At 72.1% G+C, this 24,883-nt stretch carries 18 protein-coding genes and 2 pseudogenes; 11 read left to right on the top strand and 9 right to left on the bottom strand.

All coding sequences use genetic code 11. From position 1 onward, the window contains the following. Positions 1-7 precede the first annotated feature (7 nt). Positions 8-213: pseudogene (locus IF28_RS38050) on the top strand (IS200/IS605 family accessory protein TnpB-related protein); the annotation flags it as partial. Positions 214-591: 378 nt separating this feature from the next. Beyond that, positions 592-792 (top strand): type II toxin-antitoxin system VapB family antitoxin, encoded by a 201-nt coding sequence (locus IF28_RS0124540; RefSeq protein WP_030224196.1) that lies wholly within the window; start codon positions 592-594, stop codon positions 790-792. A gap of 255 nt (positions 793-1,047) precedes the next feature. Here IF28_RS0124540 and IF28_RS0124535 read toward each other — a convergent pair whose 3' ends face one another. After that, positions 1,048-2,235 (bottom strand): MFS transporter, encoded by a 1,188-nt coding sequence (locus tag IF28_RS0124535; RefSeq protein ID WP_030224192.1) that lies wholly within the window; start codon positions 2,233-2,235, stop codon positions 1,048-1,050. Positions 2,236-2,324: 89 nt separating this feature from the next. Between IF28_RS0124535 and IF28_RS0124530 the strand changes: the two genes are divergently transcribed. The 4 genes and pseudogenes from IF28_RS0124530 to IF28_RS0124515 all read left to right on the top strand — a co-directional run bounded on the left by IF28_RS0124530 (position 2,325) and on the right by IF28_RS0124515 (position 6,094). Next, the gene (locus IF28_RS0124530) at positions 2,325-3,086 is read left to right on the top strand and encodes a DeoR/GlpR family DNA-binding transcription regulator (RefSeq protein ID WP_030224190.1); all 762 of its coding nucleotides are present in this window, start codon (positions 2,325-2,327) and stop codon (positions 3,084-3,086) included. A gap of 47 nt (positions 3,087-3,133) precedes the next feature. Beyond that, positions 3,134-3,418: pseudogene (locus tag IF28_RS0124525) on the top strand (MarR family transcriptional regulator); the annotation flags it as partial. A 232-nt stretch (positions 3,419-3,650) separates the two neighbouring features. Continuing rightward, the gene (locus tag IF28_RS0124520; protein WP_030224186.1) at positions 3,651-4,592 is read left to right on the top strand and encodes an oxygenase MpaB family protein; all 942 of its coding nucleotides are present in this window, start codon (positions 3,651-3,653) and stop codon (positions 4,590-4,592) included. Continuing rightward, on the top strand, positions 4,589-6,094 hold the full coding sequence (locus IF28_RS0124515; RefSeq protein ID WP_030224178.1) for an aldehyde dehydrogenase family protein: 1,506 nt from the start codon (positions 4,589-4,591) through the stop codon (positions 6,092-6,094). Before IF28_RS0124520 ends, IF28_RS0124515 begins: the two co-directional genes overlap by 4 nt. A 12-nt stretch (positions 6,095-6,106) precedes the next feature. On the opposite strand, the gene IF28_RS0124510 is transcribed toward IF28_RS0124515, so the two are convergent. From IF28_RS0124510 to IF28_RS0124480, 7 genes are all read right to left on the bottom strand, one after another. Then, on the bottom strand, positions 6,107-6,733 hold the full coding sequence (locus tag IF28_RS0124510) for a TetR/AcrR family transcriptional regulator (RefSeq protein WP_030224176.1): 627 nt from the start codon (positions 6,731-6,733) through the stop codon (positions 6,107-6,109). A gap of 132 nt (positions 6,734-6,865) precedes the next feature. Continuing rightward, the gene (locus tag IF28_RS0124505; RefSeq protein ID WP_030224174.1) at positions 6,866-8,689 is read right to left on the bottom strand and encodes an AMP-dependent synthetase/ligase; all 1,824 of its coding nucleotides are present in this window, start codon (positions 8,687-8,689) and stop codon (positions 6,866-6,868) included. A gap of 346 nt (positions 8,690-9,035) precedes the next feature. Beyond that, positions 9,036-11,210 (bottom strand): 3-hydroxyacyl-CoA dehydrogenase NAD-binding domain-containing protein, encoded by a 2,175-nt coding sequence (locus IF28_RS0124500; protein WP_030224173.1) that lies wholly within the window; start codon positions 11,208-11,210, stop codon positions 9,036-9,038. A 40-nt stretch (positions 11,211-11,250) separates the two neighbouring features. Further along, the gene (locus IF28_RS0124495) at positions 11,251-12,465 is read right to left on the bottom strand and encodes an acetyl-CoA C-acetyltransferase (RefSeq protein WP_030224172.1); all 1,215 of its coding nucleotides are present in this window, start codon (positions 12,463-12,465) and stop codon (positions 11,251-11,253) included. Between the two features lie 78 nt (positions 12,466-12,543). Further along, on the bottom strand, positions 12,544-13,692 hold the full coding sequence (locus tag IF28_RS0124490) for an acyl-CoA dehydrogenase family protein (RefSeq protein WP_106982131.1): 1,149 nt from the start codon (positions 13,690-13,692) through the stop codon (positions 12,544-12,546). Further along, on the bottom strand, positions 13,689-14,714 hold the full coding sequence (locus IF28_RS0124485) for an LLM class F420-dependent oxidoreductase (RefSeq protein ID WP_030224167.1): 1,026 nt from the start codon (positions 14,712-14,714) through the stop codon (positions 13,689-13,691). The genes IF28_RS0124490 and IF28_RS0124485 overlap by 4 nt, the downstream gene beginning before the upstream one ends. Beyond that, on the bottom strand, positions 14,714-15,868 hold the full coding sequence (locus IF28_RS0124480) for a CaiB/BaiF CoA transferase family protein (RefSeq protein WP_030224165.1): 1,155 nt from the start codon (positions 15,866-15,868) through the stop codon (positions 14,714-14,716). The genes IF28_RS0124485 and IF28_RS0124480 overlap by 1 nt, the downstream gene beginning before the upstream one ends. A gap of 260 nt (positions 15,869-16,128) precedes the next feature. Between IF28_RS0124480 and IF28_RS0124475 the strand changes: the two genes are divergently transcribed. The 4 genes from IF28_RS0124475 (at position 16,129) to IF28_RS0124460 (ending at position 19,750) form a co-directional block, all read left to right on the top strand. Next, complete coding sequence (locus IF28_RS0124475) at positions 16,129-16,833, top strand: TetR/AcrR family transcriptional regulator (protein ID WP_030224163.1); 705 nt, start codon at positions 16,129-16,131, stop codon at positions 16,831-16,833. A 48-nt stretch (positions 16,834-16,881) separates the two neighbouring features. Continuing rightward, entirely contained in the window at positions 16,882-17,385 is a 504-nt protein-coding gene (locus tag IF28_RS0124470) for a DUF4334 domain-containing protein (RefSeq protein WP_030224161.1), read from the top strand. Continuing rightward, a complete protein-coding gene (locus tag IF28_RS0124465; RefSeq protein ID WP_030224159.1) occupies positions 17,382-18,473 on the top strand; it encodes an NAD(P)-dependent alcohol dehydrogenase in 1,092 nt (363 codons plus the stop codon). The genes IF28_RS0124470 and IF28_RS0124465 overlap by 4 nt, the downstream gene beginning before the upstream one ends. Before the next feature lie 77 nt (positions 18,474-18,550). Then, on the top strand, positions 18,551-19,750 hold the full coding sequence (locus IF28_RS0124460) for a TetR/AcrR family transcriptional regulator (protein ID WP_030224158.1): 1,200 nt from the start codon (positions 18,551-18,553) through the stop codon (positions 19,748-19,750). A 230-nt stretch (positions 19,751-19,980) separates the two neighbouring features. Here IF28_RS0124460 and IF28_RS0124455 read toward each other — a convergent pair whose 3' ends face one another. Further along, positions 19,981-21,180: an oxygenase MpaB family protein gene (locus tag IF28_RS0124455; RefSeq protein WP_030224157.1), complete on the bottom strand. Its 1,200-nt coding sequence runs from the start codon at positions 21,178-21,180 to the stop codon at positions 19,981-19,983. Between the two features lie 379 nt (positions 21,181-21,559). Between IF28_RS0124455 and IF28_RS0124450 the strand changes: the two genes are divergently transcribed. After that, a complete protein-coding gene (locus tag IF28_RS0124450) occupies positions 21,560-24,835 on the top strand; it encodes a GH92 family glycosyl hydrolase (RefSeq protein ID WP_030224152.1) in 3,276 nt (1,091 codons plus the stop codon). The last annotated feature ends 48 nt before the right edge of the window (positions 24,836-24,883 follow it).

Raw genomic sequence — 24,883 nt, 5'->3', positions numbered from 1 at the left:
TGAGGCAATGGGCGGGCTGCGGACGCTTGCGGCGCCGTTCGTCGTTTCCGGCCCGTCGGGGGTGGCGGTCCGTACCCGGCTGGGTCAGCTCACCGGTGCGGACGAGAAGGTGCGCATCTGGGCGCGCTGGCCGGGCGTGATCTGAAGGCGCGCTGCCATGACGCTCTGGAACATGATGCCGGGGCGTGGGCGGTGCGCAAGCGGGAGTTGACGCCGCCAGATCGCCGCCCGCGCCCTGCAGTGTCTGGCCGACCGCATCTACAGCCCGCGCAACGAGGTTCCCGCGACCGATCTGACGATCCCGCACCGGCTGGTCGTCCGCGGGAGCAGCGCCCCGCGCGCGGGAACGACCTGACCCCTGGCCCACCGTGCGGCCGGGGGCTTCGGCGTACCCGCTGTCGCGGTAGGGCCGGGTGGCCGCTTCCAGGGCTTCGTCGGTGTCGAGTCGCACCCGGTCGCCGCCGTGCCGGGCGGCGCGGTCCTCGAGTTCGGCCGTCAGCAGCCGCTCCACCTCGGCCGTGGCAGCGGACGGGCTCCGGTCACCGGGTGCCGTACGGATACAGTGCGGGCGGGATGCGAGGAGGGGGCACTGTGGCCAAGGTGAACATCAGTCTGGACGCCGAGCTCGTGGTGGAAGTGATGGTGCTGGCCGGAGTCGGATCACCGCAGGACGCGATCGAGGTGGTCGTGCGGGACTACATCGCGCGCGGCCACCGTACGGAGGCGCGGACCGAGCTCAAGGACGAGGCGCTGCGTGAGGTGGACGCCAAGCCGCAGGAGCCGCAGGGTTGATCGCGCCTCGCGCGCGACGCCGTAGGCCGGGGGCCGGGCTCTCGCGCGGCCGCTTCACGGCCGGGGCCCGGACCCTCGCCGACGCCGGCCTCGCATGCGGGGGCGTCCGCTCTTCCGAGTCGGCCGAGTCCCGGCGTGTCCCGGCGGGCCGTCCGTGAGGGCCCGGAGTCCGTCCGCCGTTGCGGCGGCCGCTTTCGCGTCCGTGGAGTGGGGAAGGCCTGTGCGGCACGGGGTCAGGCCGTGCCGCACAGGTGGTCAGGAGGTCAGTTCGACCTCGCGGGGCCGCTGCGCGGGGGTGCGGAGCACTCCGGCCGCCACGGCGGCGATGGCGCAGAACAGGGCGGGGAGCAGGAACGTGTGGTTGAGGGGCATGACGTGGGTCATCCAGCCGATGACGGCGGGGCCCGCGAGCATGCCGATGTAACCGAGTCCGGCGACCCGGGAGACGTTGGTGCCGGCGGCCGCCGGATCGGCGTGTCCGGCGGCGCTGAAGAGCTGCGGGACACAGCCGGACAGGCCGAGGCCGAACAGGGCCCAGCCGATGAGGGCGGCCCAGATCCAGGGCGAGAGCGCCACGAGCGTGATGCCGACGGCGGCCAGCGCGGAGCCGTACCGCAGGACGGCGACCGGGCCGAACCGTGCGGACACGCGGTCCGCCAGGAACCTGCCGATGGTCATCGTCGCCGCGAAGGTGCCGAAGGCGAAGGCGGCGGTGCTCTCCGGCGCGCCCAGGACGGTCTTGAGGTGCAGGACGCTCCAGTCGTTGGCGGCTCCCTCGCACAGCATGATCAGCAGAGCCAGGACGGCGAGGAGCCAGATCCGGGCGGGGACGGCGCGCTTCTCGGTCTGTAGCCCGTCGGCGGCATCGGCCGCGGGCTCGGCGGGGGCGGACGGCAGCAGGAGACGGGCGGACGCGAGCGCGACGACGACGCCGGTCACCGCCACCGCGGCGAGGGTCGCGGCCGGGCCCCAGCCGATGCCGAGGGCCGCGGCGCCCACGAGCGCGGCCAGGACGCCGCCGATGGAGAAGGTGGCGTGGAAGGCCGACATGACGGGACGTTCGTAGGCCTTCTCCACCTGTACGGCGTGCGCGTTCATGCTGACGTCGAGGGTGCCGTTGCCGAATCCGAAGATCAGCAGGGCCGCTCCGAGGACCCACGGCTGCTGGGCGAGGCCGGGCAGGATCAGGGTGACGCTGCACAGGACGCCGGCCAGGGGTACGACGGTGCGGGGGCCGAGCCGGTCGGACAGCCGGCCGCCGACCTGCATGCCGAGGAAGGCCCCGGCGCCGAGCAGCACGAGGAACCCGCCCAGGGCCGCGTGGCTGATGCCCACCTGTTCCTCGATGGCCGGGATCTGCACGACCCACATGCCCAGCAGGGTGCCGTTGAGCACGAAGTAGATGAATGTCGCAGCACGGGCCGCTCGCAGGGGTCTTTCCATGTCACACACCCTAACGAACAAATTTCAAGTTCAGTAGAGGGTCTTTCAACCATCTTCACTGTTCGTTCTGTGTGGTGTTGAATCACGGCATGAACACCGCGGAGCGCCACCGTCTGATCGCCCAGGCCGTCCAGGAGACGGGCACGGCCACCGTCACCGAACTCACCGGCCTCACGGGGGCGTCGGAGATGACCATCCGCCGGGACCTCGGCCATCTGGCCGCCCAGGGGGTCCTCGAACGGTTCCGCGGGGGCGCCCGCACCCTGCTCCTGCGGGGCGACGAGCCCCCGTTCGCGCTGCGCGCCCACGAAGGCGTCGACGTCAAGCGCAGGATCGCGGCCAGGGTGGCCTCGCTCATCACCGACGGCGAGACCGTGCTGCTGGACAGCGGCACCACCTGCCTGGAGGTCGCCCGTCTGCTGCACGGCCGGCCGGTCACCGTGATGCCCTTGTCGCTGCAGGCGATCGCCGTGCTCGGCGACGCGCCGGAACCGACCGTGCTGCTGGTTCCGGGCGGCCGGCCCCGTGCCGGCGAGGGCGCGCTCATCGGGCCCCTCACCCTCGCGTCGCTGTCGGCGCTGCGCTTCGACACCGCCGTCCTGGGGTGCTGCGGCCTGACCGCGGCCGACGGCATGACCGCCTACGACCTCGACGAGGCGAGCGTGAAGAAGGCGGTGATCGCCTCCGCGCGCCGCGTCGTCGTCGCGGCCGACGGCACGAAGCTCGGCCGTACCGCCCACGCGTACGTCGGCCCGTCGAGCCTCGTGGACATCCTCGTGACCGACAGCGGCGCGCCGAGCGACGAGATCGCCGCGCTCGAGAGCGGCGGCACCACACTGGAGACCGTCTGAGACGTCCGCCCCCCTCACCGTCCGTACGGAGCGGGGGTGGGGCGCGGGACGAACTCGAAGCGCAGGTGCGGGACTCCCTCAAGGCCGATCCGGCCGCCGTCCGCGCCACCGTCGACGAACTGCTGGACAGGCGGCTGCTCGTCATGGACGGCGCGCACCTCGGGCCCACGGACGCGGGACGCGAACTGCTCGCCTCCGTCGGCACGCGGACCGCTCCGATCAGCGCCCGCATCTGGGGCGGTATCCCCGCCGAGGACCTGGCCGCCGCCGGCCGCGTCCTCGCGCTGGTCACCGAGCGCGCCGACGCGGAACTGGCCGCCCTCAACGCCTGATCCGCCGCCGACGCTTTCAAGTCTCCGCCGCGGGCGGGGTATTGACGCCTGATGTTACAACTCAATAGTTTCAGTATCTTCGACTCACGGGTGTTCCCGGTCCGCCCCCGGGCTCCCGGTAGCCAGGCAGATTCCCGAAGCCGGAGGTGCCCATGGTGAGGCCGTGCGCCGTCCCGGCACGACCACTCGTACCGCGAGCCCGCGGCCGCGGTGCCGACAGGAGGGATCACCCATGGGGCGCTACAGCCGGCTCCGCCGGATCCGGCGGATGGATCCGCAGCAGGACTTCGAGCAGATCTTCCGGTGGATCACCCACTACGAGTTCCCCCGCGACTATCTCCAGGGGACGTCGGTCGCGTTTCTGCGCGACTTCGGCGTCCCGCGCATCTCGCGGCTCCTGGACCGCACCCAGGAGTTCGAGCGTGCCGGCCAGAAGCGGTACGACGACACGGTGCTGATCAGCTACGAGATGGTCCGCGAGGGAATGGACTCGGAGCACGGCCGGGCGGCCGCCCGTCATCTGAACCGCATACACGGGCGGTACCGCATCCCCAACGAGGACTTCCTCTACGTCCTGGCCACCACGGTGGTGGGTCCGAAGCGGTGGATCGACCGGTTCGGCTGGCGGCGCCTGTGCGAGCAGGAGACCGAGAGCCTGGCGCTGGTGGGCCGGCGGATGGGCGAGATGATGGACATCGAGGGCGTGCCCGACACCTATGCCGGGTTCGAGCGGCTCCACGACGACTACGAGCGGAAGATGTTCGCGTACGACCCCGCGAACCGCCGGGTCGCCGCGGCCACGCTTCGGGTGCTGACCTCCTGGTATCCGGCCCCCTTACGCGGGGCGGCGGCCCGGTTGTCGCTCGCCGTCCTGGACGAACCGCTGCTGACGGCGCTCGGGTTCAGCCCGCAGCCGCGTCCGCTGCGTGCCGTCGTCCCCCGTGTGCTGCGCGCCCGTGCCGCGCTGATCCGACTGCTGCCGGCACGTCCGGAGCGGTTCCCGCGCAAGCCGAAGGCGCGCACGTATCCCTTCGGCTGGACGCTGGACGACCTGGGTCCGCACTGGGCGCACTCCCGTCCGCCGGCCCCGCTCCCGGACGAGACGCCGCCGGAACAGGCAATCGACACGGCGCAGCCGTCCGCCCCGCACGTCCCCCGTCAGGAGACCCGATGACCGACACCACCCCGGCCACGGCGCCACGCGCCGCGACCTTCACCACGTACTCCCCCGCGACCGGTGAACCGATCGCCGAACACCCGGTGGACGGGCCGCAGGAGGTCTCCCGCGCGGTGTCCCGTGCCCGCTCCGCCCAGGCGGGCTGGGCGGAGCTGCCCGCGTCCCGGCGCCGTGACCATCTGCTGCGCTGGAAGAAGGCGCTCGCCGCCGATCTGGACGCCGTGGCCCGCACCATCTCCGAGGAGACCGGCAAGCCAGCCGGTGACGCCGCGCTGGAGGTCGTGCTCACCCTGGAGCACCTGGCCTGGGCCGCCCGCAACGCCGAACGCGTGCTGCGCAGGCGGAAGGTGGGCACCGGACTGTTCACCGTCCATCAGCGGGCCTCACTGGTGCACCGGCCGCTGGGCGTGGTCGGCGTGATCGGCCCCTGGAACTACCCCCTCTACACCCCGATGGGCTCCATCGGGTACGCCCTGGCCGCGGGGAACGGCGTGGTCTTCAAGCCGTCGGAGCTGACCCCGGGCACAGCGACCCTGCTGGCAGGGCTGTTCGACGGCGCCGTACCCGGGCATGCCGGGCTGCTCACCACCGTCACCGGCGCCGCGTCCACCGGGGACGCGCTGGCCCGGTCCGGGGTCGACAAGCTGGCGTTCACCGGTTCGCCGGGGACGGCCCGCAAGGTGATGGCGGTGTGCGCCGAGACGCTGACGCCATTCCTCGCCGAGTGCGGCGGGAAGGACGCGGTGATCGTCACCGCGGACGCGGACCTCGACGCGGCGGCCGACGCGATCGTGTGGGGCGCGCTGAGCAACGCGGGGCAGACCTGCGCGGGCGTGGAGCGTGTCTACGCGGCCCGCGAGATCCACGCGGAGCTGTGCGAACGGGTGGTGAAGCGGGCCTCGGCACTGCATCCGGGCGGCGGGGCGGACGCCCCCTACGGCCCGATGACGCTTCCGGGCCAGGTCGCGATCGTCGAACGGCATGTGTCCGGCGCGGTGTCGGCGGGTGCGCGGGCCCTGCTGGGCGGGCCCGAGTCGGTGCGTGCCCCGTATGTCGCGCCGGTCGTGCTGACCGGTGTTCCGGAGGACGCGGCGGCGATGACGGAGGAGACCTTCGGGCCCGTCGTGGCCGTCAACGCCGTCGCCGACATGGACGAGGCGGTGGAGCGGGCCAACGCCTCACGGTACGCCCTGGGGGCGGCGGTCTTCTGCCGCAGCGGGCGCACCGGCGCGGCGATCGCGGCACGGCTGCGCGCCGGGGCGGTGTCGGTGAACTCGGTGCTGGGCTTCGCGGCCGTACCGGCGCTGCCGTTCGGCGGCTCCCAGGACTCCGGCTTCGGGCGGATCCACGGTGCGGAGGGGCTGCGCGCCTTCACCGCCGTGCAGTCGACGACGGTGCAGCGGTTCACTCCGCCGGTCGCGCTGACCTCGTTCGCGGTTCCGGCCGCGACGCGGGAGCGCGCGGTGCGTCTGGCGCGGTCCCTGCACCGGCGCCGTTGAACGGCCGGCCGGTCAGGCGTCGAGGAGCGGGGCCAGGTAGCGGCGGGCGAAGGCCCGGGCCTGGTCCTCGTCCTCCATCTCGATACAGCTGGAGGGGTTGAGCAGGAAGGAGACGGCGACCCGCACCATCAGTTCGGCGAGCGGACGCGGGTCCTCGTCGGGACGGCCCTCGGCCTGCTGGGCGCGGCGCAGATGGCCCGTCAGGTACTCGACCGTGGCGGAGAGCGAGGACGTGCCCTGCACGGTCAGATAGGGCAGCACCACCTCGGGTTCCAGGCGCAGCAGGCCCCCGAAGAGCGGATGGGCCCGGGTGTGACGCAGGGCCACCACGAAGCCCTCGACGACCCGTTCCTTCATGGTCGGCAGTCCGGCCACCGCGACGTCCAGCCGCTGGAAGAAGCGGCTGAGCTCACGCAGCAGGGTCTCCTCGACGAGCCGGTCCTTGGTCTGGAAGCGCCGGTAGACGGTGACGCGGGAGACGCCGGCCCGCTTGGCGACGTCGTCCACGGAGGAGCGGCGCAGGCCGAGAAGCGTGAACTGCTCCAGTGCCGCGTCGAGGATCCGCCGCGCCGTCTCGTCCTCGGGCTCCGGCTGGGCGAGCGCCCGTTCGAGCCACGAGTCGTTCGTGTCAGTTCTCATGGTGCTCCTCACGATACCGGCCGGCGCCCTCCCGGATACCATGAGACGTTGGACGTACGTCTGTAAACCGTGCGAGCCGCCCACCCCCTGGGGACGGGGACGGGCGGCAGGTTCTCGTGGCCTGGGGCCGGGTCAGTCGCCGTAGAGCCCGGACAGTGTGTCGGCGTACTTGTCCCGGATGACCCGGCGGCGCATCTTCAGCGACGGCGTCAGTTCACCGGTCAGCGGGCCCCACTCCTCGGTGAGCACTTCGTACCGCTTGACCTGCTCGGTGCGGTTGAGCCGGGAGTTGGCGGCGGCCACCGCGCGGTCGATCTCCGCCCGGACCTCGGGGTGTTCGGCCAGCGCGGCCGGACTCCCCTGCGCCGCGACGCCGTTGGCGGCGGCCCAGGCCGGGGCGGCTTCCGGGTCGAGGACCAACAGGGCGACCAGGTAGGAGTGGTTGTCGCCGTGCACCAGCGCCTGGCCGATCAGCGGGTGTTCCTTGAGCGCGTTCTCCACCAGGGCCGGCGAGACGTTCTTGCCGGTGGAGGTGACGATCATCTCCTTCTTGCGGTCGGTGAGCCAGAGATAGCCGTCCCCGTCGATCCGGCCGATGTCGCCGGTGGCCAGCCAGCCGTCGTCGTCCAGGGCGGACCGTACCGAGCCGTCCGGCCGCAGGTAGCCGGAGAAGACGGAGGAGCCCCGCACCAGGATCTCGCCGTCCTCGGCGACCCGGATCTCCACGGACTCCACCGGGCGTCCCACCGAGCCGAGCCGGAATCCGGCCTTCGGGCTGTTGCTGGTGGCCACGCCGGTGGTCTCGGTCAGTCCCCAGGCGTCCATGATGACGATGCCGAAGCCGGCCCAGAACCGCACCACGTCGATCGGCATGGGTGCCGAGGCGCTGGCCGACCAGGTCACCCTGTCCAGTCCGCCCGCGGCCAGCAACGGCAGCAGGACGTCCTCGCGGGCGCGGGCGTAGCGCTCCTCGAGTTCGGCGGGCGGCGTCTCGCCCCGTTCGCGGTACTCGACGTGCTCGCGGGCCACCGTGAACGCCCGGTCGATGACCACGCGTTCCTCGGCCGGCATCAGCGACAGCACGGCCCGTACGGCGGCGGACAGCTTCTCCCAGATCCTCGGCACACCGAAGAACTGCGCCGGCCGCACCTTGCGCACCACCTCGCCGACGCGCGTCGGGTCGGCGCAGAGGTACACGTGCGAGGCGCGGTGGCAGGGCAGATAGATGCCCAGCATGCGTTCGGCGATATGAGCGAAGGGCAGGTAGCAGATGTGCTCGACGTGCGGGGGCAGTTCCACCACGGCGTCGAGCGCGAGGGCGTTTGACATCACCTGGCGGTGGGTCAGGACGACGCCCTTGGGCTCACCGGTGGTGCCGGAGGTGTAGACGACGGTCAGCGGGTCGTCGGGGCGGGCTGCGTCCAGTTCCTTGCCGAAGTGTTCCGGCAGCGGTTCGTGGAGCAGGGCGGCGTACGGGAGATGGCCGGCCTCGGCGCCGGCCTCGGCCACCACCAGCCGCTCCAGCGGGGTGTCCGGGTCGGCGAGCAGCGGCTCCCATACGGCGGCCTGCGCGGCCCCTTCCACGACGGCGAGGCGGGCGCGGCAGTTGCGGGCGATGTGGGTGATCTGTTCGGGGGCCGCGGTGCCGTAGACACTGACGGGGACCGCGCCGAGCCGGACCAGTGCCAGGTCCGACAGCCAGTGTTCGGGCCGGTTGGACATCATCAGCAGGACGTGGTCGCCGCGTTCGACGCCCAGGGCGCGGAAGCCGGCGGCGAGGGTGGCGGTGCGTTCGTGGACCTCCGTCCAGGTGAGCGTGGTCCAGGTGCCGTCGGGGTCCTTCGACTGCCAGGAGAGGGCGGGGTGTTGGGGGTGCTGGTGAGCGTTGCGGGCGAGGAGCTGGGGCAGGGTGGGGGTGCCGGGCAGGTCGCCGGTGGCGCCTGGTGCTGATGTCATCGGGGCCTCCTTGCGGGTGTCGTAGGGGTAGATCGGGGGGACCGGGGCGCCGGGTGGCGTGGAGCACCCGATGGGGTTGGGCAGTCGCCCGGTGTGGTGGCTGGGCGGGGGCGGGTTGCGCAGCCCGGCGTTTGCGGGGTGCCGTCGCGCCCACCCGTGCCGCCCCAGCGGCACGACTGCCCGCGGAGGGCGGGGACAGCAGCAGCGGGTGCCCCCGAAGGGCGGGAAAGCGGAAGCGGGTGCCCCCGAAGGGCGGGAAAGCGGAAGCGGGTGCACCCGAGGGCGGGGAAGCGGCAGGGGTGTCTGCGGACGGTGGGTGGGTGAGGTGCTGGTGGAGCGGAGTGGGTCAGGTGTCGGTGAAGGTCTCGGCCCATTCGGCCTTGCGGAGCAGTAGTTCGGGCGGGGCGAAGCGTGCGCCGTGGGTTGCGGTCAGTTCGCGGGCGCGGGTCACGAAGCCGGGCAGTCCGCCCTCGTAGCCGTTGATGTACTGCAGTACGCCGCCCGTCCACGGCGGGAAGCCGATGCCGAGCAGCGAGCCGATGTTGGCGTCCGCCACGGAGACCAGCACGCCCTCCTCGAGGCAGCGCACCGAGTCCAGCGCCTCGACGAAGAGCATCCGCTCCATCAGCTCGGCCAGGTCGGCGGGCTGCTTCGCCGGGTCCGTGAAGTGCTCGCGCAGACCCGGCCACAGCCCGGTGCGCCGGCCGTCGGTGTAGTCGTAGAAGCCCGCGCCGCCGGACCGTCCGGGGCGGCCGAACTCGTCGATCATGCGGTCCACCACGGCGTCCGCGGGGTGCGGCTCCCAGGTGCGGCCCGACGCCTCGACCGCGCGCCGGGTCTCCTCGCGGATCTTGCGCGGGAGGGTGAGGGTGAGCTCGTCCATCAGGTTGAGGACCTTGGCCGGGTAGCCGGCCTGCGCGGCGGCCTGCTCGACGGAGGCCGGTTCGATGCCCTCGCCGACCATGGCGACGCCTTCGTCGATGAAGCGGCCGATGACCCGCGAGGTGAAGAAGCCGCGCGAGTCGTTGACCACGATCGGGGTCTTGCGGATCTGCCGGACCAGGTCGAAGGCGCGCGCCAGCGCCTCCTCCCCCGTCTGCTCCCCCTTGACGATCTCCACCAGCGGCATCCTGTCGACGGGCGAGAAGAAGTGCAGGCCGATGAAGTCCTCCGGACGCTCCACCCCCTTGGCGAGGACGGTGATGGGCAGGGTGGAGGTGTTCGAGCACAGCAGCGCGTCCGGGGCGACGGTCTCCTGTACCTCCTGGAACACCTTGTGCTTGACGCCGGTGTCCTCGAAGACGGCCTCGATCACGGCGTCGCAGCCGGCCAGGTCCCCGGGGTCGGCGGTCGGGGTGATGCGGGCCAGCAGGGCGTCCGCCGTCGCCCGCGTCGTACTGCCGCGCGACACGGCCTTGGCGCACAGCTTCTCGGAGTACGCCCTGCCCTGCGCGGCCGCTTCGGCGGTGACGTCCTTCAGGACGACGTCGATGCCGGCCCTGGCGCAGGAGTAGGCGATTCCGGCGCCCATCATGCCCGCGCCGAGCACGGCCACCTTGGTCACCGCGCGAGGCTCGACCCCCTTCGGGCGGCCCGCACCGGAGTTGACCGCCTGGAGGTCGAAGAAGTACGCCTGGATCATGTTCTTGGTGATCTGCCCGGTGACCAGTTCGGTCAGGTATCCGGCCTCCACCACGAAGGCGGTGTCCATGTCCACCTGAGCGCTCTCCACGGCCGCCGCGATGATGTTGCGCGGGGCCGGGCAGGGCGCGCCGCCCGTCTTCTTCTTCAGCAGCGCGGGGAGGGCGGGGAGGCGGGCGGCGAGCTGCGGGGAGGCGGGGGTGCCGCCGGGGATGCGGTATCCGGGGGCGTCCCAGGGCTGGGCGGACTCCGGGTGCGCGTCGACGAACGCGCGTGCCCTGGTGAGGAGTTCGTCCCGGTCGGCGGCGATCTCGTCGACGAGGCCGGCCTCCAGGGCGCGCGCCGGCCCGTACTGGGTGCCCTCCAGGAGGACCTTGCGCAGGGCGACCTCGACGCCGAACATGCGGACCGTGCGGGTCACCCCGCCGCCGCCGGGCAGCAGACCCAGGGTGACTTCGGGCAGTCCGACGCGGGCCGCCGGGCTGTCCAGGACGACGCGGTGGTGACAGGCCAGGGCGATCTCGTAACCGCCGCCGAGAGCGGCGCCGTTGATGGCCGCGACGACCGGCTTGCCGAGTGTCTCCAGGACACGCAGGGAGCGTTTGACGCGCATCCCGGCCTCGAAGGAGGCGCCCGCGGTCCCGGGGGTGACGGAGATCAGGTCGCGCAGGTCGCCGCCTGCGAAGAAGCTCTGCTTGGCGGAGGTGACGACGACGCCCCGAATGGTGTCGCGGTGCTCGGTGAGGCGCGCCGCGACGGCGTCCAGCGAGTCGATGAACGCGGCGTTCATGGTGTTGACGGACTGCCCGGGGTCGTCGAGGACGAGGGTGACCACGTGGTCGTCGGACTCTTCCCAGCGAATGGTGGTGCTCTCGGTCATGAGGGGGTCTCCGTGAGTGAGGGGGCGGGGCGCCGGGGGCTCAGAGGCGTTCGACGACGGTGGCGATGCCCATGCCGCCGCCGACGCACAGGGTCGCCAGCCCGTACCGCCGGTCACGGCGCTCCAGTTCGTCCACGAGGGTGCCGAGGATCATCGCGCCGGTGGCGCCGAGCGGGTGGCCCATGGCGATGGCGCCGCCGTTGACGTTGACCCGGTCGAGCGTCAGCCCCATGTCCTTGACGTAGCGCAGGACGACGGCGGCGAACGCCTCGTTGATCTCGACCAGGTCGATGTCGTCGATGGTGAGGCCGGCCTTGGCGAGGGCCTTGCGGGAGGCGGGGGCGGGCCCGGTCAGCATGATGGTGGGGTCGGCTCCGGAAACCGCGGCGGAGACGATCCGGGCGCGCGGGACCAGGCCGTGGCGCTCCCCGGCCTCCCCGCTGCCGATGGCGACGAGTGCGGCGCCGTCGACGATGCCCGAGGAGTTGCCCGCGTGGTGGACGTGGTCGATGCGCTCCACCCAGTGGTACTTCTGCAGCGCCACGGCGTCGAATCCCGCCAGCTCGCCGGCCTGGGCGAAGGAGGGCTTCAGACCGGCCAGGCTCTCCGCCGTCGTGCCGGGCCGCATGTGCTCGTCCCGGTCGAGGACGAGCAGCCCGCCCCGGTTGTGCACGGGGACGACGGAGCGGTCGAAGCGCCCGTCCTTCCACGCGGCGGCGGCCCGCTCCTGGGAGAGCGCCGCATAGGAGTCGACGTCGTGCCGGGAGAAGCCCTCCAGGGTGGCGATCAGGTCGGCGCCGATGCCCTGCGGAACGAAGCCGGTGGCGTGATTGGTACGCGGGTCCAGTGCCCAGGCGCCGCCGTCGCTGCCCATCGGGACGCGCGACATGGACTCCACGCCGCCCGCCAGGACCAGGTCCTCCCATCCCGAACGGACCTTCATCGCCGCCATGTTGACGGCTTCCAGGCCGGAGGCACAGAAGCGGTTCTCCTGTACGCCCGCCACCGTGTCGGGCAGACCAGCGAGGACGGCGGCGGTGCGGGCGATGTCGGCACCCTGGTCGCCGAGGGGGCTGACCACACCGAGGACGATGTCGTCGACGGCCGCCGGGTCGAGGTCCGGGAAGCGGCGGAGGGTCTCGTGGATCAGGCCGACGACCAGGTCGACCGGCTTCGTTCCGTGCAGGGCCCCGTTGGCCTTGCCGCGACCGCGCGGGGTGCGGATCGCGTCGTACACGTACGCTTCGGTGCTCACCTTGGGTGCCTTCCGTATCGGTCTGAGGGAGGCCGCGCGAACGCGACACGCGTGGGGTGGAGGGGTGCCGGGCGGTGTTCAGCGCAGCAGCGAGCGGCCGATGATCTCCTTCATGATCTCGGTGGTGCCGCCGTAGACGGTCTGGACGCGGCTGTCGAGGAACGCCTTCGCTACCCGGTACTCGGTCATGTAGCCGTATCCGCCGTGCAGTTGGAGACAGCGGTCGACGACGCGCTTCTGCAGTTCGGTGGCCCACCACTTGGCCATCGAGGCGTGCACGGCGTCGAGCCGGCCCTCGCTGTGGTCGGTGACACAGCGGTCGACGAAGGTGCGGGTGACCGCGGTCTCGGTGGCCATCTCGGCGATCTCGAACCGGATGTGCTGCAGCCCGGCCAGTGGCCGTCCGAAGGCCTCGCGCTCCTTCACGTACCGGGTGGTGACGTCCAGGATGTCCTCGGCCGCCGCGGCGGCGCCGACGGCGATGGCCAGCCGCTCCTGGGCGAGGTTGGCCATGAGGTGGGCGAACGCCTGGTTCTCCTCGCCGAGCAGGTTCTCCTTGGGGACGCGTACGTCGTGGAAGAACAGCTCGGCGGTGTCCTGGGCCTTCTGGCCGATCTTGTCGAGGTTGCGGCCGCGTTCGAAGCCCTCCGTGCCGCGCTCGACGACGAGGAGGCTCTGCCCGCCGCTGCCGCCCTCGGGGGTGGTGCGGGCGACCACGACGACGAGGTCGGCGAGGATGCCGTTGGAGATGAAGGTCTTGGCGCCGTTGAGCAGATAGTGGTCGCCCCGGTCGACGGCGGTGGTGCGGATGGCCTGGAGGTCGGAGCCGGCGCCGGGTTCCGTCATGGCGATGGCGGTGACGAGATCGCCGGAGACGAAGCCGGGCAGCCAGCGCCGCTTCTGCTCCTCACTGGCCAGCCGGGTCAGATACGGGCCGACGATGTCGTTGTGCAGGCTCAGGGCCAGTCCCGAGGCGCCGGCGCGGGCGAACTCCTCGATCAGGACGGCGCTGTAGCGGAAGTCGCCGGTGCCGCCTCCGCCGTACTCCTCGTCCACGGCCATGCCCAGCAGGCCCTGGCGGCCGGCGGAGCGCCACACCTCGCGGTCGACGACTCCGGCCTTCTCCCAGCGTTCGTGGTGCGGGGTCACCTCTTTGGCGAGGAAGGTGCGCACCGTGTCGCGGAACGCCTCGTGGTCGGGACCGTACAGGTCTCGTTGCAGGGTCACAGCCAGTTCCTCACGCGTTCGATCAGGCGGGCGGGGGCGGGGCCGACGGGGGTGACGTTGAGCATGGTCACGCCCGCCTCGCGGAAGACCTCGACACGGTCGCGGACATGGCCCTCGGGGCCGGCCAGGCACAGGAGTTCAAGGAGTTCGGCGGGTACTGCGGCCTCCGCGTCCCTCTTGCGGCCCGCCAGATAGTGCTCCTGGATCGTGGCGGCGGCCGACTCGTAGCCGTAGGCGCAGATCAGGTCGTGGTAGAAGTTGCGGCCGGGGGCGCCCATTCCGCCGACGTACAGGGCGACGGTGGGGCGCATCAGGTCGTGGACGGCTTCGGCGTCGTCGCCGACGGCGAGCAGGCCGCCCGCTACGACGGACAGGGGGCCGAGCGCGGGGTCGCGCCGGGCGGTGCCCTCGGCGAGCGGTTCGCCCCAGACCTTGGCCGCGTGTTCGGGGACGTAGAGGAACGGCAGCCAGCCGTCGGCGAGTTCGGCGGTCATCCGGACGTTGGCCGGGCCGAGCGCGGCGACGTGTACGGGGATGGTGTCGCGGACCGGGTGGTTCAGCAGCTTCAGCGGTTTGCCGAGGGTGCCGCCCTTGTCGGCCGGCAGGGGCAGCTCGGTGATGCCGTGGTGTTCGATCACCTCGCGCCGCCAGATCCGCCGGGACAGCTCGATCACCTCGCGGGTCCGGCCGAGCGGCTTGTCGTAGCGGCGGCCGTGCCAGCCCTCGACGACCTGTGGTCCGGAGGCGCCGACGCCGAGGATGGCGCGGCCGCCGGTGAGGGCGTCGAGTCCGGCGGCGGTCTGGGCGATCAGTGCGGGGGTGCGCGAGTAGACGTTGAGGATGGCCGAGCCGATCCGCATCCGCTCGGTCTTCGCCGCGAGGTAGCCCATGATCGTCGGGGAGTCGAAGCCGTAGGCCTCGGCCACCCATACGGCGTCGAGTCCCGCGGACTCCAGGGCGGCGGCCCGGTCCGCGGCGGTGCGCGGATCGGCGGCGTACGTCAGGGGTGTGGACAGTTCCATCAGCAGTGGTCCTTCAGCAGTTCGGGCACGTCCCAGTCGTGGGCGACGTCGGGGGTGTGCGCGCCGGGGACGGCCGGGGGGAGCCGGAGGGTGCCGGGGGTGTCGGAGAAACGGGGGGCGGGGGCGGGCTGGGTGACGCCGTACGCCTCGGTGTAGGTGCCCCGTCCGGTGAGGTGGGGGTGGTCCGCCGCCTCGCGCAGGGAGAGGACGGGGGCGACACAGGCGTCGGTGCCTTCGAAGACCGATGTCCACCGCGTCCGGGTGGCGGTCTTGAACCGGCGGGTGAACAGGGCCCGCAGTTCCGGCCAGTTGCGCGGATCGGTGCGGTCGGGCAGGGTCTCGCCGTCCAGGCCGAGCAGGGCGACGAACACCGCGTAGAACTGTGGTTCCAGGGCGCCGACCGCCATCCAGCCGCCGTCGGCGGTCTCGTAGACGCCGTAGTGGGGGCAGCCGCCGTCGAGCAGATTGCGGCCGCGGGCGTCCTGCCAGGTGCCTTCGGCGAGCATGCCCCAGAACATGGCGGTGAGGTGTGCGGTGCCGTCCACGATCGCGGCGTCCACCACCTGGCCGCGCCCGGTGACACGGGCGGTGAGCAGCGCGGCGAGGACACCGGTGGCCAGATAGAGGGAGCCGCCCGCGTAGTCGCCGAGCAGATTGACCGGGACGGCCGGTGGTCCGTCCGGGGCGCCGATCATGGACAGGGCGCCGGCGGTGGCGATGTAGCCGATGTCGTGTCCCGCCAGGGCGGCGAGGGGGCCGCCCTGGCCCCAGCCGGTCATCCGGCCGTACACCAGAGCGGGGTTGGCGGACATGCACGCGTCGGGACCGACACCGAGCCGCTCCGCCACACCGGGCCGGTAGCCCTCCACCAGGATCTCCGCGCGCGCCGCCAACGCCCGTACGGCTTGCGGCCCTTCGGGTGACTTGAGGTCGATCATGACGGAGCGCTTGTTGCGGTTGGTCACGTCGTGGACGGGGTCGCCGCGGAGCGGGGAGGGGCCGGGGCGGTCCACGCGCACCACGTCCGCGCCCAGATCGGCGAGCAGCATCGCGGCGAAGGGTCCGGGACCGATCCCCGCCAGTTCGACCACGCGTACGCCGTCCAGCGGGCCCGCCACGCCGTGGTGAGGAGGTTCGGTGGGGTGCCGGCTCATGGGTTCCTCTCTCGGTGCAGGGCGGACTCGCTGCCGCCGACCGGGGACTTACTGAGCGTTCGCTAAAACGTAGAAGCGTGCGGCCGGACGGTCAACTCCTCACGCACCACTTGTTTTTACGGGCCCGTACGGGGAGAGTGACACGAGATCGAGCGCCGGGCACCACTTCGCACTGAACGAACGCTAAGCCGCCGGAGGGAGGTGCGGCGGGGTCGCGGCCGTACGATGGCGCCGATCGCCACCCGTCCCGAGGAGAGTCGTTGAACGCCGTGCCGAGCCAGGACAGCACACCCGTAGCGGAGCACTGGCGCGCCTATGGACCGCTCGATCTGCACCCGATCCTGATGCGTGCCATGGAAGCGTTCAACGAGCAGGGCTACCACGGCACTTCGGTCCGGGACATCGCCGGCCGGGTGGGCGTCACGGTGCCCGCGCTGTACTACCACTACGCGAACAAGCAGGCTCTGCTGGCCACTTTGCTGGAGACGTCCATCAAGGACGTCCTGGACCGCTGCCGGGCCGCGGCGCGGGAGGCCGGGGACGATCCGCTGGCACGGTTCTGCGGCATGGTCGAGTCGATCGTGCTGTACATGGCCCACCGCCGCCAACTGGCGTTCCTCGACACCGAGATCCGCAGTCTGGAGCCCGAGAACCGGGCGCGCTACGTCGCGTTGCGCGACTATCTCGAGCACATGCTGCTGGACACGGTCGAGACAGGGCGTGCCGAGGGAGTGTTCACCACGCCGATCCCGGCCGACGCGGTGCGCTCGGTGCTCGTGATGTGCCAGGGGGTGGCCAACTGGTTCCGCGACGAGGGCCCGCTCACCGCGGAGGAAGTGGCCGAGCGCCATGTGCTGATGAGCCTCGGCACCGTGGGGCACCCCGCCGCGGTCACCGGTGACCTCCCGCCCGGGTTCTCGAGAATCCCGGCATCCCGGGGTCCGGCTCCGCGCGGCCCCCGGTGAACCGTCCCGCCGCATGACGACGTCACGCTTCCACGAGAGGACACCCGTATGGACGTGCCCGAGGCCCGCGCCCGGTTCCAGGAGCTCCGGGAGAACGACGGTCCGGTCGATCCCGCCGAACTCGACGAGATCTGGGCGGCGTTGGCCGCCGTCCGCCCCGAGGACATCCTCGGTGAGTGGAAGGGCGGCGAGTTCGAGACCGGTCACCCGCTCAACGGCATGCTGGCGAAAGCCCGTTGGTACGGCAAGACGTTCGCCTCCGTGCACGACGTCAAGCCGCTGATGTGCCGGGACGAGCAGGGCGGGCTGTACTCCAACCAGGAGCTCGGCAAGGGTGAGGCCAGCCTGTGGACCGTGGAGTTCCGGGGCGAGACGACGGCGACCATGGTCTATGACGGCCAGCCGGTCTTCGACCACTTCAAGCGGGTGGACGACGCCACCCTGATGGGGATCATGAACGCCAAGGGGGTCCCGCCGGAGGGGCCCTTCTACTACTTCTTCCTCGAGCGCGTCCCCGGAACCCCGGCCCCGCGCGCCCAAGAGGCCGCGTGAGACGGGTCCGTGCCGCGGTCGCCGAGGCGCCGGGCGCCCCGTTCGCCGTCCGGGACGCGGACCTCGAGGAGCCACGGCCGTCCGAGGTGCTGGTGAGGATGGAGGCGGCGGGCCTCTGCCACACCGACCTGGCGATGCGGGACACCTGGCCCCAAAAGCTCACCCCGATGGTGTTCGGCCACGAGGGCGCCGGACGGGTCGAGGCGGTGGGCACGGAGGTGACCTCCGTGGCGGCCGGGGACCGTGTCTGTCTCACCTTCGCCAGCTGCGGCGCCTGCGACCAGTGCGTCGCGGACCATCCGGCCTACTGCAGGGCCGCGCGGGCGCGGAACCTCTCCGGTGGGCGCCCCGACGGCACCACGCCGCTCTCCCTGGACGGGGCGCCGCTGCACGCCGGCTTCTTCGGCCAGTCCAGCTTCGCCACGTACGCCGTCGTCCATGAACGCGGTGTGGTCAAGATGCCGTCCGATCTGCCGTCGGCGGTGGTGGCGCCGCTGGGCTGCAGCGGCCAGACGGGCGCGGGCGCCGTGCTCAACCGGCTGCGGCCGGCACCGGGATCCTCGCTGGTGGTCCTGGGCGCGGGCGGGGTCGGGCTCAGCGCGCTGATGGCCGCGGTGGCCGTGGGCTGCGATCCGGTGGTGGCCGTCGACCCGGTCGCCTCGCGCCGTGCCCTGGCCGTGGAACTCGGAGCCAGGACGGCCCTGGCTCCCGGGGAGGGACTCGTGGCGGCGCTGCGCGACCTCACCGGCGGCGGCGCCCATCATGTCGTCGAGACCACCGGCCGTCCGGAGACGGTCCGCCGGGCCGTCTCCGCGCTGCGTCCGCGCGGTGAGATCGTCCTGCTCGGCCTCGGCGGAGAGGTGACGTTCGACGTGATGGGCCTGCTCTCCAAAGGCGTTCACGTCCACGGGGTGATCGAGGGCGACTCCGACCCCGGCCGCTTCCTTCCCGAGCTGATCGGCCTGCACCGGCGCGGGCTCTTCCCGATCGGGCGGCTGGTCACCACGTTCCCCTTCGAGGAGATCGGCGCGGCCGTGGCCGCCATGGCGGACGGCAGCGCGGTCAAGCCGGTCCTCACCTTCGTCTGACGCCCCCGTTCTCCCGCCCGGCGCGGGGCGGCATCGCAGGAGGCGGAACCGCTGACAGCGTGTGATTGACTGACCGCATGGCTCCCGCCTCCCCGCCCGCCCGTTCGGCCGGTGCCGCCCGTCCCACGGCGGCCACCCGGCCCCGCAACCGCAAGCAGCTCATCGTCGACGCGGCCGGGCGGGTCTTCAGCGAGCGCGGCTACCACAAGGCGTCCATGGAGGAGGTCGCCGCCGGGGTGGGCATCACCGCGACGGCGCTGTACCGGCACTTCCCGAACAAGTACGCCCTGTTCGCCGCGTGCGCCCACCTCATGGTGGACGGGCTGGTGGCCGCGCTCGACGAGGTGCCGTCCGAGGCGCCCCTGACGGAGGTCCTCACCGCCGTCACCCGCGTCACCATCGCCCATCGCGCGTCGGGCGGCGTGTACCGGTGGGAGGCGCGGTACCTCGAGCGTGAGGACCGCCGGCGGCTCGGGACGAAGTTCCGCCGCCTCGTCGATCGGGTCGACGAGGCCGTGCAGCGCGAACGCCCCCTGCCCGACGAGCGGTTGCGGGCCATGGCGGCCCTCGGCGCGATCGGGTCCATCACGATGCACCACACCTCCATCGCCCAGCGCCGGGCCGAGGAACTCCTGGTGGCGTCCGCTCTGCGGGTGGCCGCGACCGATCCGGCGGCGGGCCGGACGGCCGCCCACCCCGTCGAGCTGCCGGCGCGGCCGGTACCGCGGACGCGACGCGCGGAGATCCTCGCGGCCTCCGTCCCGCTGTTCGCCCGGGACGGATTCGCCAACGTCACGAACGGCCAGATCGCCGAAGCGGTGGGACTGACCCCGTCCGCGCTCTACCGCCACTACCCCGGCAAGATCGACATCCTGGCGGCGGCCTGCCTCCAGGCGGCGGGACTGCTCGCGCAGGGCGCGGAGCGGAGTCTGCGCGAGGTGGCCGCCGATCCGCACGACGCCGTCGTCGCGCTGGCGGCGACGTATGTGGCCTACAGCTTCGAGTACACCGAGCTCAACAGCGTCGCCGAGGCCGAGCTGGCCGGTCTGCCGGCCGAGCTGCGGCGGCCGGTGGTCCTCGCCCAGCGCGAGCACATCGCCGTCTGGGAACAGCAGTTGCGGCTGGCCCGTCCCGAACTCGACCCGCGCCAGGCCCGGGTACTGGTGCACGCCGGGTTCGGCGTGGTGGTCGAGGCGGGGCGCCGGCTGCGGTGGCGGGACGGCGCCGAGCATCGCGAGGCCGTGACGGCGCTGGTCGTGGGGGCGTTGGGGCTGTAGCGGGTGTTGGGCCGCAAGGGGTGTCGGACACCCCCTGGGCCGAGCCCCTCCGGGCGGAGTCCCGCGTCTCGGCCGTACTCCGGGGTCCCCCTGATCGCGGGCCCCGAGCCGCGTACCGGCTGTACGTGACCCAGGGCCCGGCGCGGCGGGCGGGGGCACCTGCGGCGCCCCTCCGGACGGCGCTCGGCCTCGCGTCGTGTCGCGCGCCGGGCAGTGCGGGACCCCGGTGCTCAGCCCGGCCTGTTGCCGGTGGGGATGGTGATCGGGGTGGTGGTCCCGGAGGAGCCCTTGTTGAGGAACAGCATGGCCACGGCGCGTATGAACTGGTCGAACATGTAGAAGGTGCCCGGCATGACGGGCGACAGCCCCTCACGGAACACGATGAACGCGGGCCACACGGTGCGCACGAGGGCCGCCGCCGCGTAGTCGCGCCTCAGACCCAGCCAGTCGCCGACCTCGTCGCTCAGGACGTAGCGGACGAACTCGTTGAGGAACCCGCGCGTGACGCCGAGGTCGATCTGCGCGGTCAGGCCCAGCAGTTCCTCGGCGAGGGCGATGCCCTCGGTCGACGGGGTGAGGATCGGGGTGAGCACCCGCGCCGCCTGCGCCTCCGCCTGTGCCCAGGTCCGGGGGATGTGCTCGTACGGCACACCGAGCAGGTGGACGGCGACCTGCCACGAGTGCAGGAACGCCTCCTGGTCCGCCGCCGGGTACGGGATCCTCCAGTCGAGCAGCTTCCGGTGCACGAAGGTGCCGAGGCTGTGGAAGGTGACGAGGATGTCGGCGGCGCTGATCGGGATGGTCTCGTCGGCGACCGCCTTCCAGTGCGGCGACTGCGGAAGCAGATGACGCACGGCGGCGTGCACCACACGCGTCTTGTTGGCGGTGACGACGAACTGTCCCGTCGGCTCGAAGGCACCCCGCTGGGACAGGTCGTAGCCGAACGTGAACGTCTTGGCCGCGCGGTCCTGCATGTCGGCGCCGCCCGCGGACCAGTAGACGCTCTTGGCCTCGCGGGGGATGACGGTGCTCATGATGCCGCTGCCGAGGCCGTACAGCATGAACAGATACGTGTCCTTGCGCCGGTTGAAGTCGGCGGCGCGGGCCAGCTTGGCGGGGTCGGCCCAGGAGGGCATCCGGTTGACCTGCCGCAGATAGGCGGCGAATTCGGTGGGCAGGCCGCTGGGCAGCGGGTCGTTGTTGTCCACCCACGACGCCCACGCGCTGTTGATCGCCGGGACGTGTCCGCCGTCGATCATCGACGCCATCAGAGGGTCCGCGGCGTCGTCCCAGATCCACTCCGGGCCGGTCCCCGCGGCGGCCCCGTTCGCCTGCCCCGTCGACGCCCACGCGGGGCCGGGACCGGCCACGCCCACGAGACCGAGCGCGACGCCCAGCGACAGCGCCTTTCGCCTGCTGAGGTTCTCCATTGACTTACCTGCTTCCCTGATGGGCCGGTTGGTTCCAGATTCCTTCGCAGACTTGCTGGTTGCACGAGCGGGGCGTGGTGATCCCTGCCGCACGGATGTGATTTTCGATTAACATAGCGAGGTGTGTGGCCGTCGGCAATGGTGGCGACCGAGGGCTCGCGCCCCCTCGCGCCGCGCACGCTCCGGCCGCCCGGCCCGCGGCCGTGCCACCCCTTGCTGCGCAAACCCTTGACAACGATGTCAGGGCCGTGATCTAGTCCGCTTCCGTCCGGGAACCGCCGCTCGTGCGACCGATCCGAGGTGCCCCTCCGTCCGTCGCCCGGTGATCACCGCTCGTGTCGCGCAGCACATGAGCGGTGAGGAACAGGAGACCGTTTCCATGCACAGACCTCCGCGCCGATGGCGCGCCCGCGCCTCGACCGTCCTCGCCGCACTGCTCGTCGCGGGCGGCGCCCTGGTCCCGGCGCCGGCCCTCGCCGCGGCCGACGACCAGCTCACCTCGCGGGTCAACCCGTTCATCGGCACACAGAACTTCGGCAACACCTTCCCCGGCGCGAGTGCCCCCTTCGGCATGGTGCAGGTCAGCCCGGACACCGGCGGCCAGGGCGGCTACGACTACCAGCAGGACAGGATCCACGGTTTCAGCCAGACCCATCTGTCCGGTGTCGGCTGCTCCGTGATGGGCGAGCTGCCGCTGATGCCGACGACGGGGGCGGTCGACAGTGTCGACCCCGACGCCTACCGCTCCACGTACTCGCACGACGACGAGGACGCCGAACCCGGCTACTACCGCGTCGGGCTGAAGACGTACGGCATCGACGCCGAGCTGACCGCCACGCCCCGCACGGGCTGGCAGCGCTACACCTTCCCCTCGACCGACCGTGCCAACGTCCTGTTCAACACGGGCAGGGCCAATCAGCGGGTGTACGGCTCGGAGGTGCATGTCGTCGGCGACCGGACCGTCGAGGGCCGGGTCGAGGCGGGCAACTTCTGCGCCGGCAAGGACCGGCACACCGTCTACTTCACGGCCACCTTCGACCGGCCGTTCACCTCGCACGGCACCTGGCGGGGCTCCACCCCCGCACCCGGTGAGCGGGACGCGGCCGGTGAGGGCGGCAACGGTGCCTGGGTGACCTTCGACGCCGGCACCGACCGTGACGTGGTCGTCAAGGTGGGGCTCTCCTACACGGGTATCGAGGGCGCCCGGAAGAACCTGACGGCGGAGACGGACGACTCGTACGACTTCGACGCCACCCGCGCGGCCCTGCACGCCACCTGGGAGCGGCAGTTGGCCGCCGTCAGGATCGACGGAGGGTCCGCCGAGCGGCAGCGCGCGTTCTACACGGCCCTCTACCACGCGCAGCTGCATCCGAACATCGCCGGGGACGTCGACGGCCGGTACGCGGGCTTCGACGGGAAGACCCATACCGCCTCCGGCTTCACGCCGTACCAGAACCTGTCGCTGTGGGACACCCACCGGCCGCAGAACCAGCTGCTGCAGATGCTGCAGCCGAAGGTCGCCCGCGATGTCGCGCTGTCCGTCGTCGCGATCGGACGGGACGGCGGCTGGCTGCCGCGCTGGTCGCTCGCCAACAGCGAGACCAACATCATGACCGGCGATCCGGTGACCCCGTTCCTGGTCGAGGCGTGGTCCAAGGGCCTGCTCGCGGGCTACGAGAAGGAGGCGTACGCCCTCCTGAGGAAGAACGCGCTCGAAACGCCGCCGGACGACTCGCCCTACAACGGCCGTGCGGGAGTGGCCGCTTACCAGGAGCGCGGCTACATACCCAGCGGGCTGGAGCCGGGGAAGGACTGCCCGGACAAGGGGGGTGACAACGACTGCCGTCACCCCGCCTCGGCGACCCTGGAGTACGCGGCGGCGGACGCGTCGCTGGCACTGATGGCCAAGGGGCTGGGGCACTCCGCGGACGCCCGGCTGTTCGCAGCACGCGGCCAGTGGTACCGGAACCTGTGGGACTCGTCCCTCCAGCAGTTCCGGCCGCGTACGGCCGAGGGCACCTGGCTGACGCCCTACGACCCCGTCGAGGCGGGCCACCAGTTCCATGAGGGCGGCGCCTACCAGTACCAGTGGCTGGTCCCCCAGGATCCGGCCGGACTGGTGTCCCTGATGGGCGGCAGGCAGGCGACGGAGAAGCGGCTCGACGCCTTCTTCGCGTACGACGAACTCCTCGAGGACCCCGCCGGTACCGCTCGCGAGGAGTGGATCTCGGCACCGTACGACTACTACGGGAAACCGACCTACAACCCGAACAACGAGCCCGATCTGCACTCCCCCTACATGTACTTGTGGGCCGGCGCACCCGCCAAGACCGCCACCGTGGTCCGGGCCGCGATGACGCTCTTCACCGACGGGCCCGACGGCATGACCGGCAATGACGACCTGGGCACCATGTCGGCCTGGTACGTCTTCTCCTCCCTCGGTCTGTACCCGACGACGAACGGCGGCGACTTCCTCGCCGTCTCCAGCCCGCAGTTCCCGTCGGCGGTCATCCGCATCGGTGACTACGGGAAGCGGCAGGGCGGCACCCTGACCGTCCGGGCGCCGGGCACGAACGACACCGAACGCTATGTGAAGCGGGCGGAGTTCGACGGGAAGAACCTGCGCAGGACCTGGCTGGACTGGGACGCGGTCGCCAAGGGCGGAACCCTCGCCTTCGAGATGAGCGGCAAGCCGTCGGCATGGGGTACGGGCGAAGCGGCGGAGCCGCCGTCGGTGAACCGTGCGACGGCCGACTCCCGGCGGCACCTCGACGCGTCGCTGCGTACCGCTTCCGACGTGCTGCCGACGGCGGACCGCGCGCAGAGCGTCCGGCTGAAGCTGGACGTGCTGGGCCAGTCCCCCGGCACGCTGCGGGTCGGCGTGGACGCGAAGGCGCCCGGCGGCTGGAAGGCGAAGGCCTCGAAGCCGTTCTCGCTCGCGTCCCATCGGCTCCCGGTCCAGCGGACCGCGACGGTCGACGTGACCGTGCCGGCCGGCACCGCGCCGGGTTCGTACACCGTGCGGATCGCGGCGGACGCGAAGGGGGTGAAGGGCGTGGAACGGGTCGCCACCATCGAGGTGCGCGACGCGGCCCGCTGTGCGGCGGACACCGGCGGACAGTGCGCCGTCGATCTCGGCAAGGAGCTGAACCACGACGGCACCGCGACCGTCGCGGCCTCCGGCGAGGGCGACTTCGACGGCGGGGGCTGGAGCTACGACGGTGACCTGCTGCCCGCGGCGGGTCCGGTCGTCTGGGACGGCGTGACCTACGACGCCCCCGTTCCGTCCGGCACAGCCCCGAACTTCGTCGAGGCCCGTGGTCAGGCCATGCTGCTCCCGGCCGGCTCGTACGGCACGCTGCGCCTGGTCGGCGCGTCCCACCACGGCCCGGTGACGACCACCCTCACCGTCCGCTACACCGACGGCACCACCGCCGAACTGCCGGTCACCGTGGGCGACTGGGCCGGCTCGACACCGCAGGGCGGCTCCGTGGTGCTGGAGATGCCGCACCGCATCAAGAGCGGACAGGGCGTGGACGGGCCGCCGGTACGCCTGTTCGGCTCCTCGGCGGACCTCGACGCGTCGAAGACGGTGCGGTCCGTCGGCCTGCAGAACGATCCCCGGGTGCAGATCTACGCGATCACGCTCCGGTAGGGGCTCGTACGTCCGTCGGGGCTCCGGGAGTTCGCCGGGTGGCAGCGT

It is taken from the genome of Streptomyces sp. NRRL WC-3626 (assembly GCF_000718785.1).
Taxonomy (GTDB): domain Bacteria; phylum Actinomycetota; class Actinomycetes; order Streptomycetales; family Streptomycetaceae; genus Streptomyces; species Streptomyces edwardsiae.
This window is presented reverse-complemented; position numbering and strand designations above follow the sequence as displayed.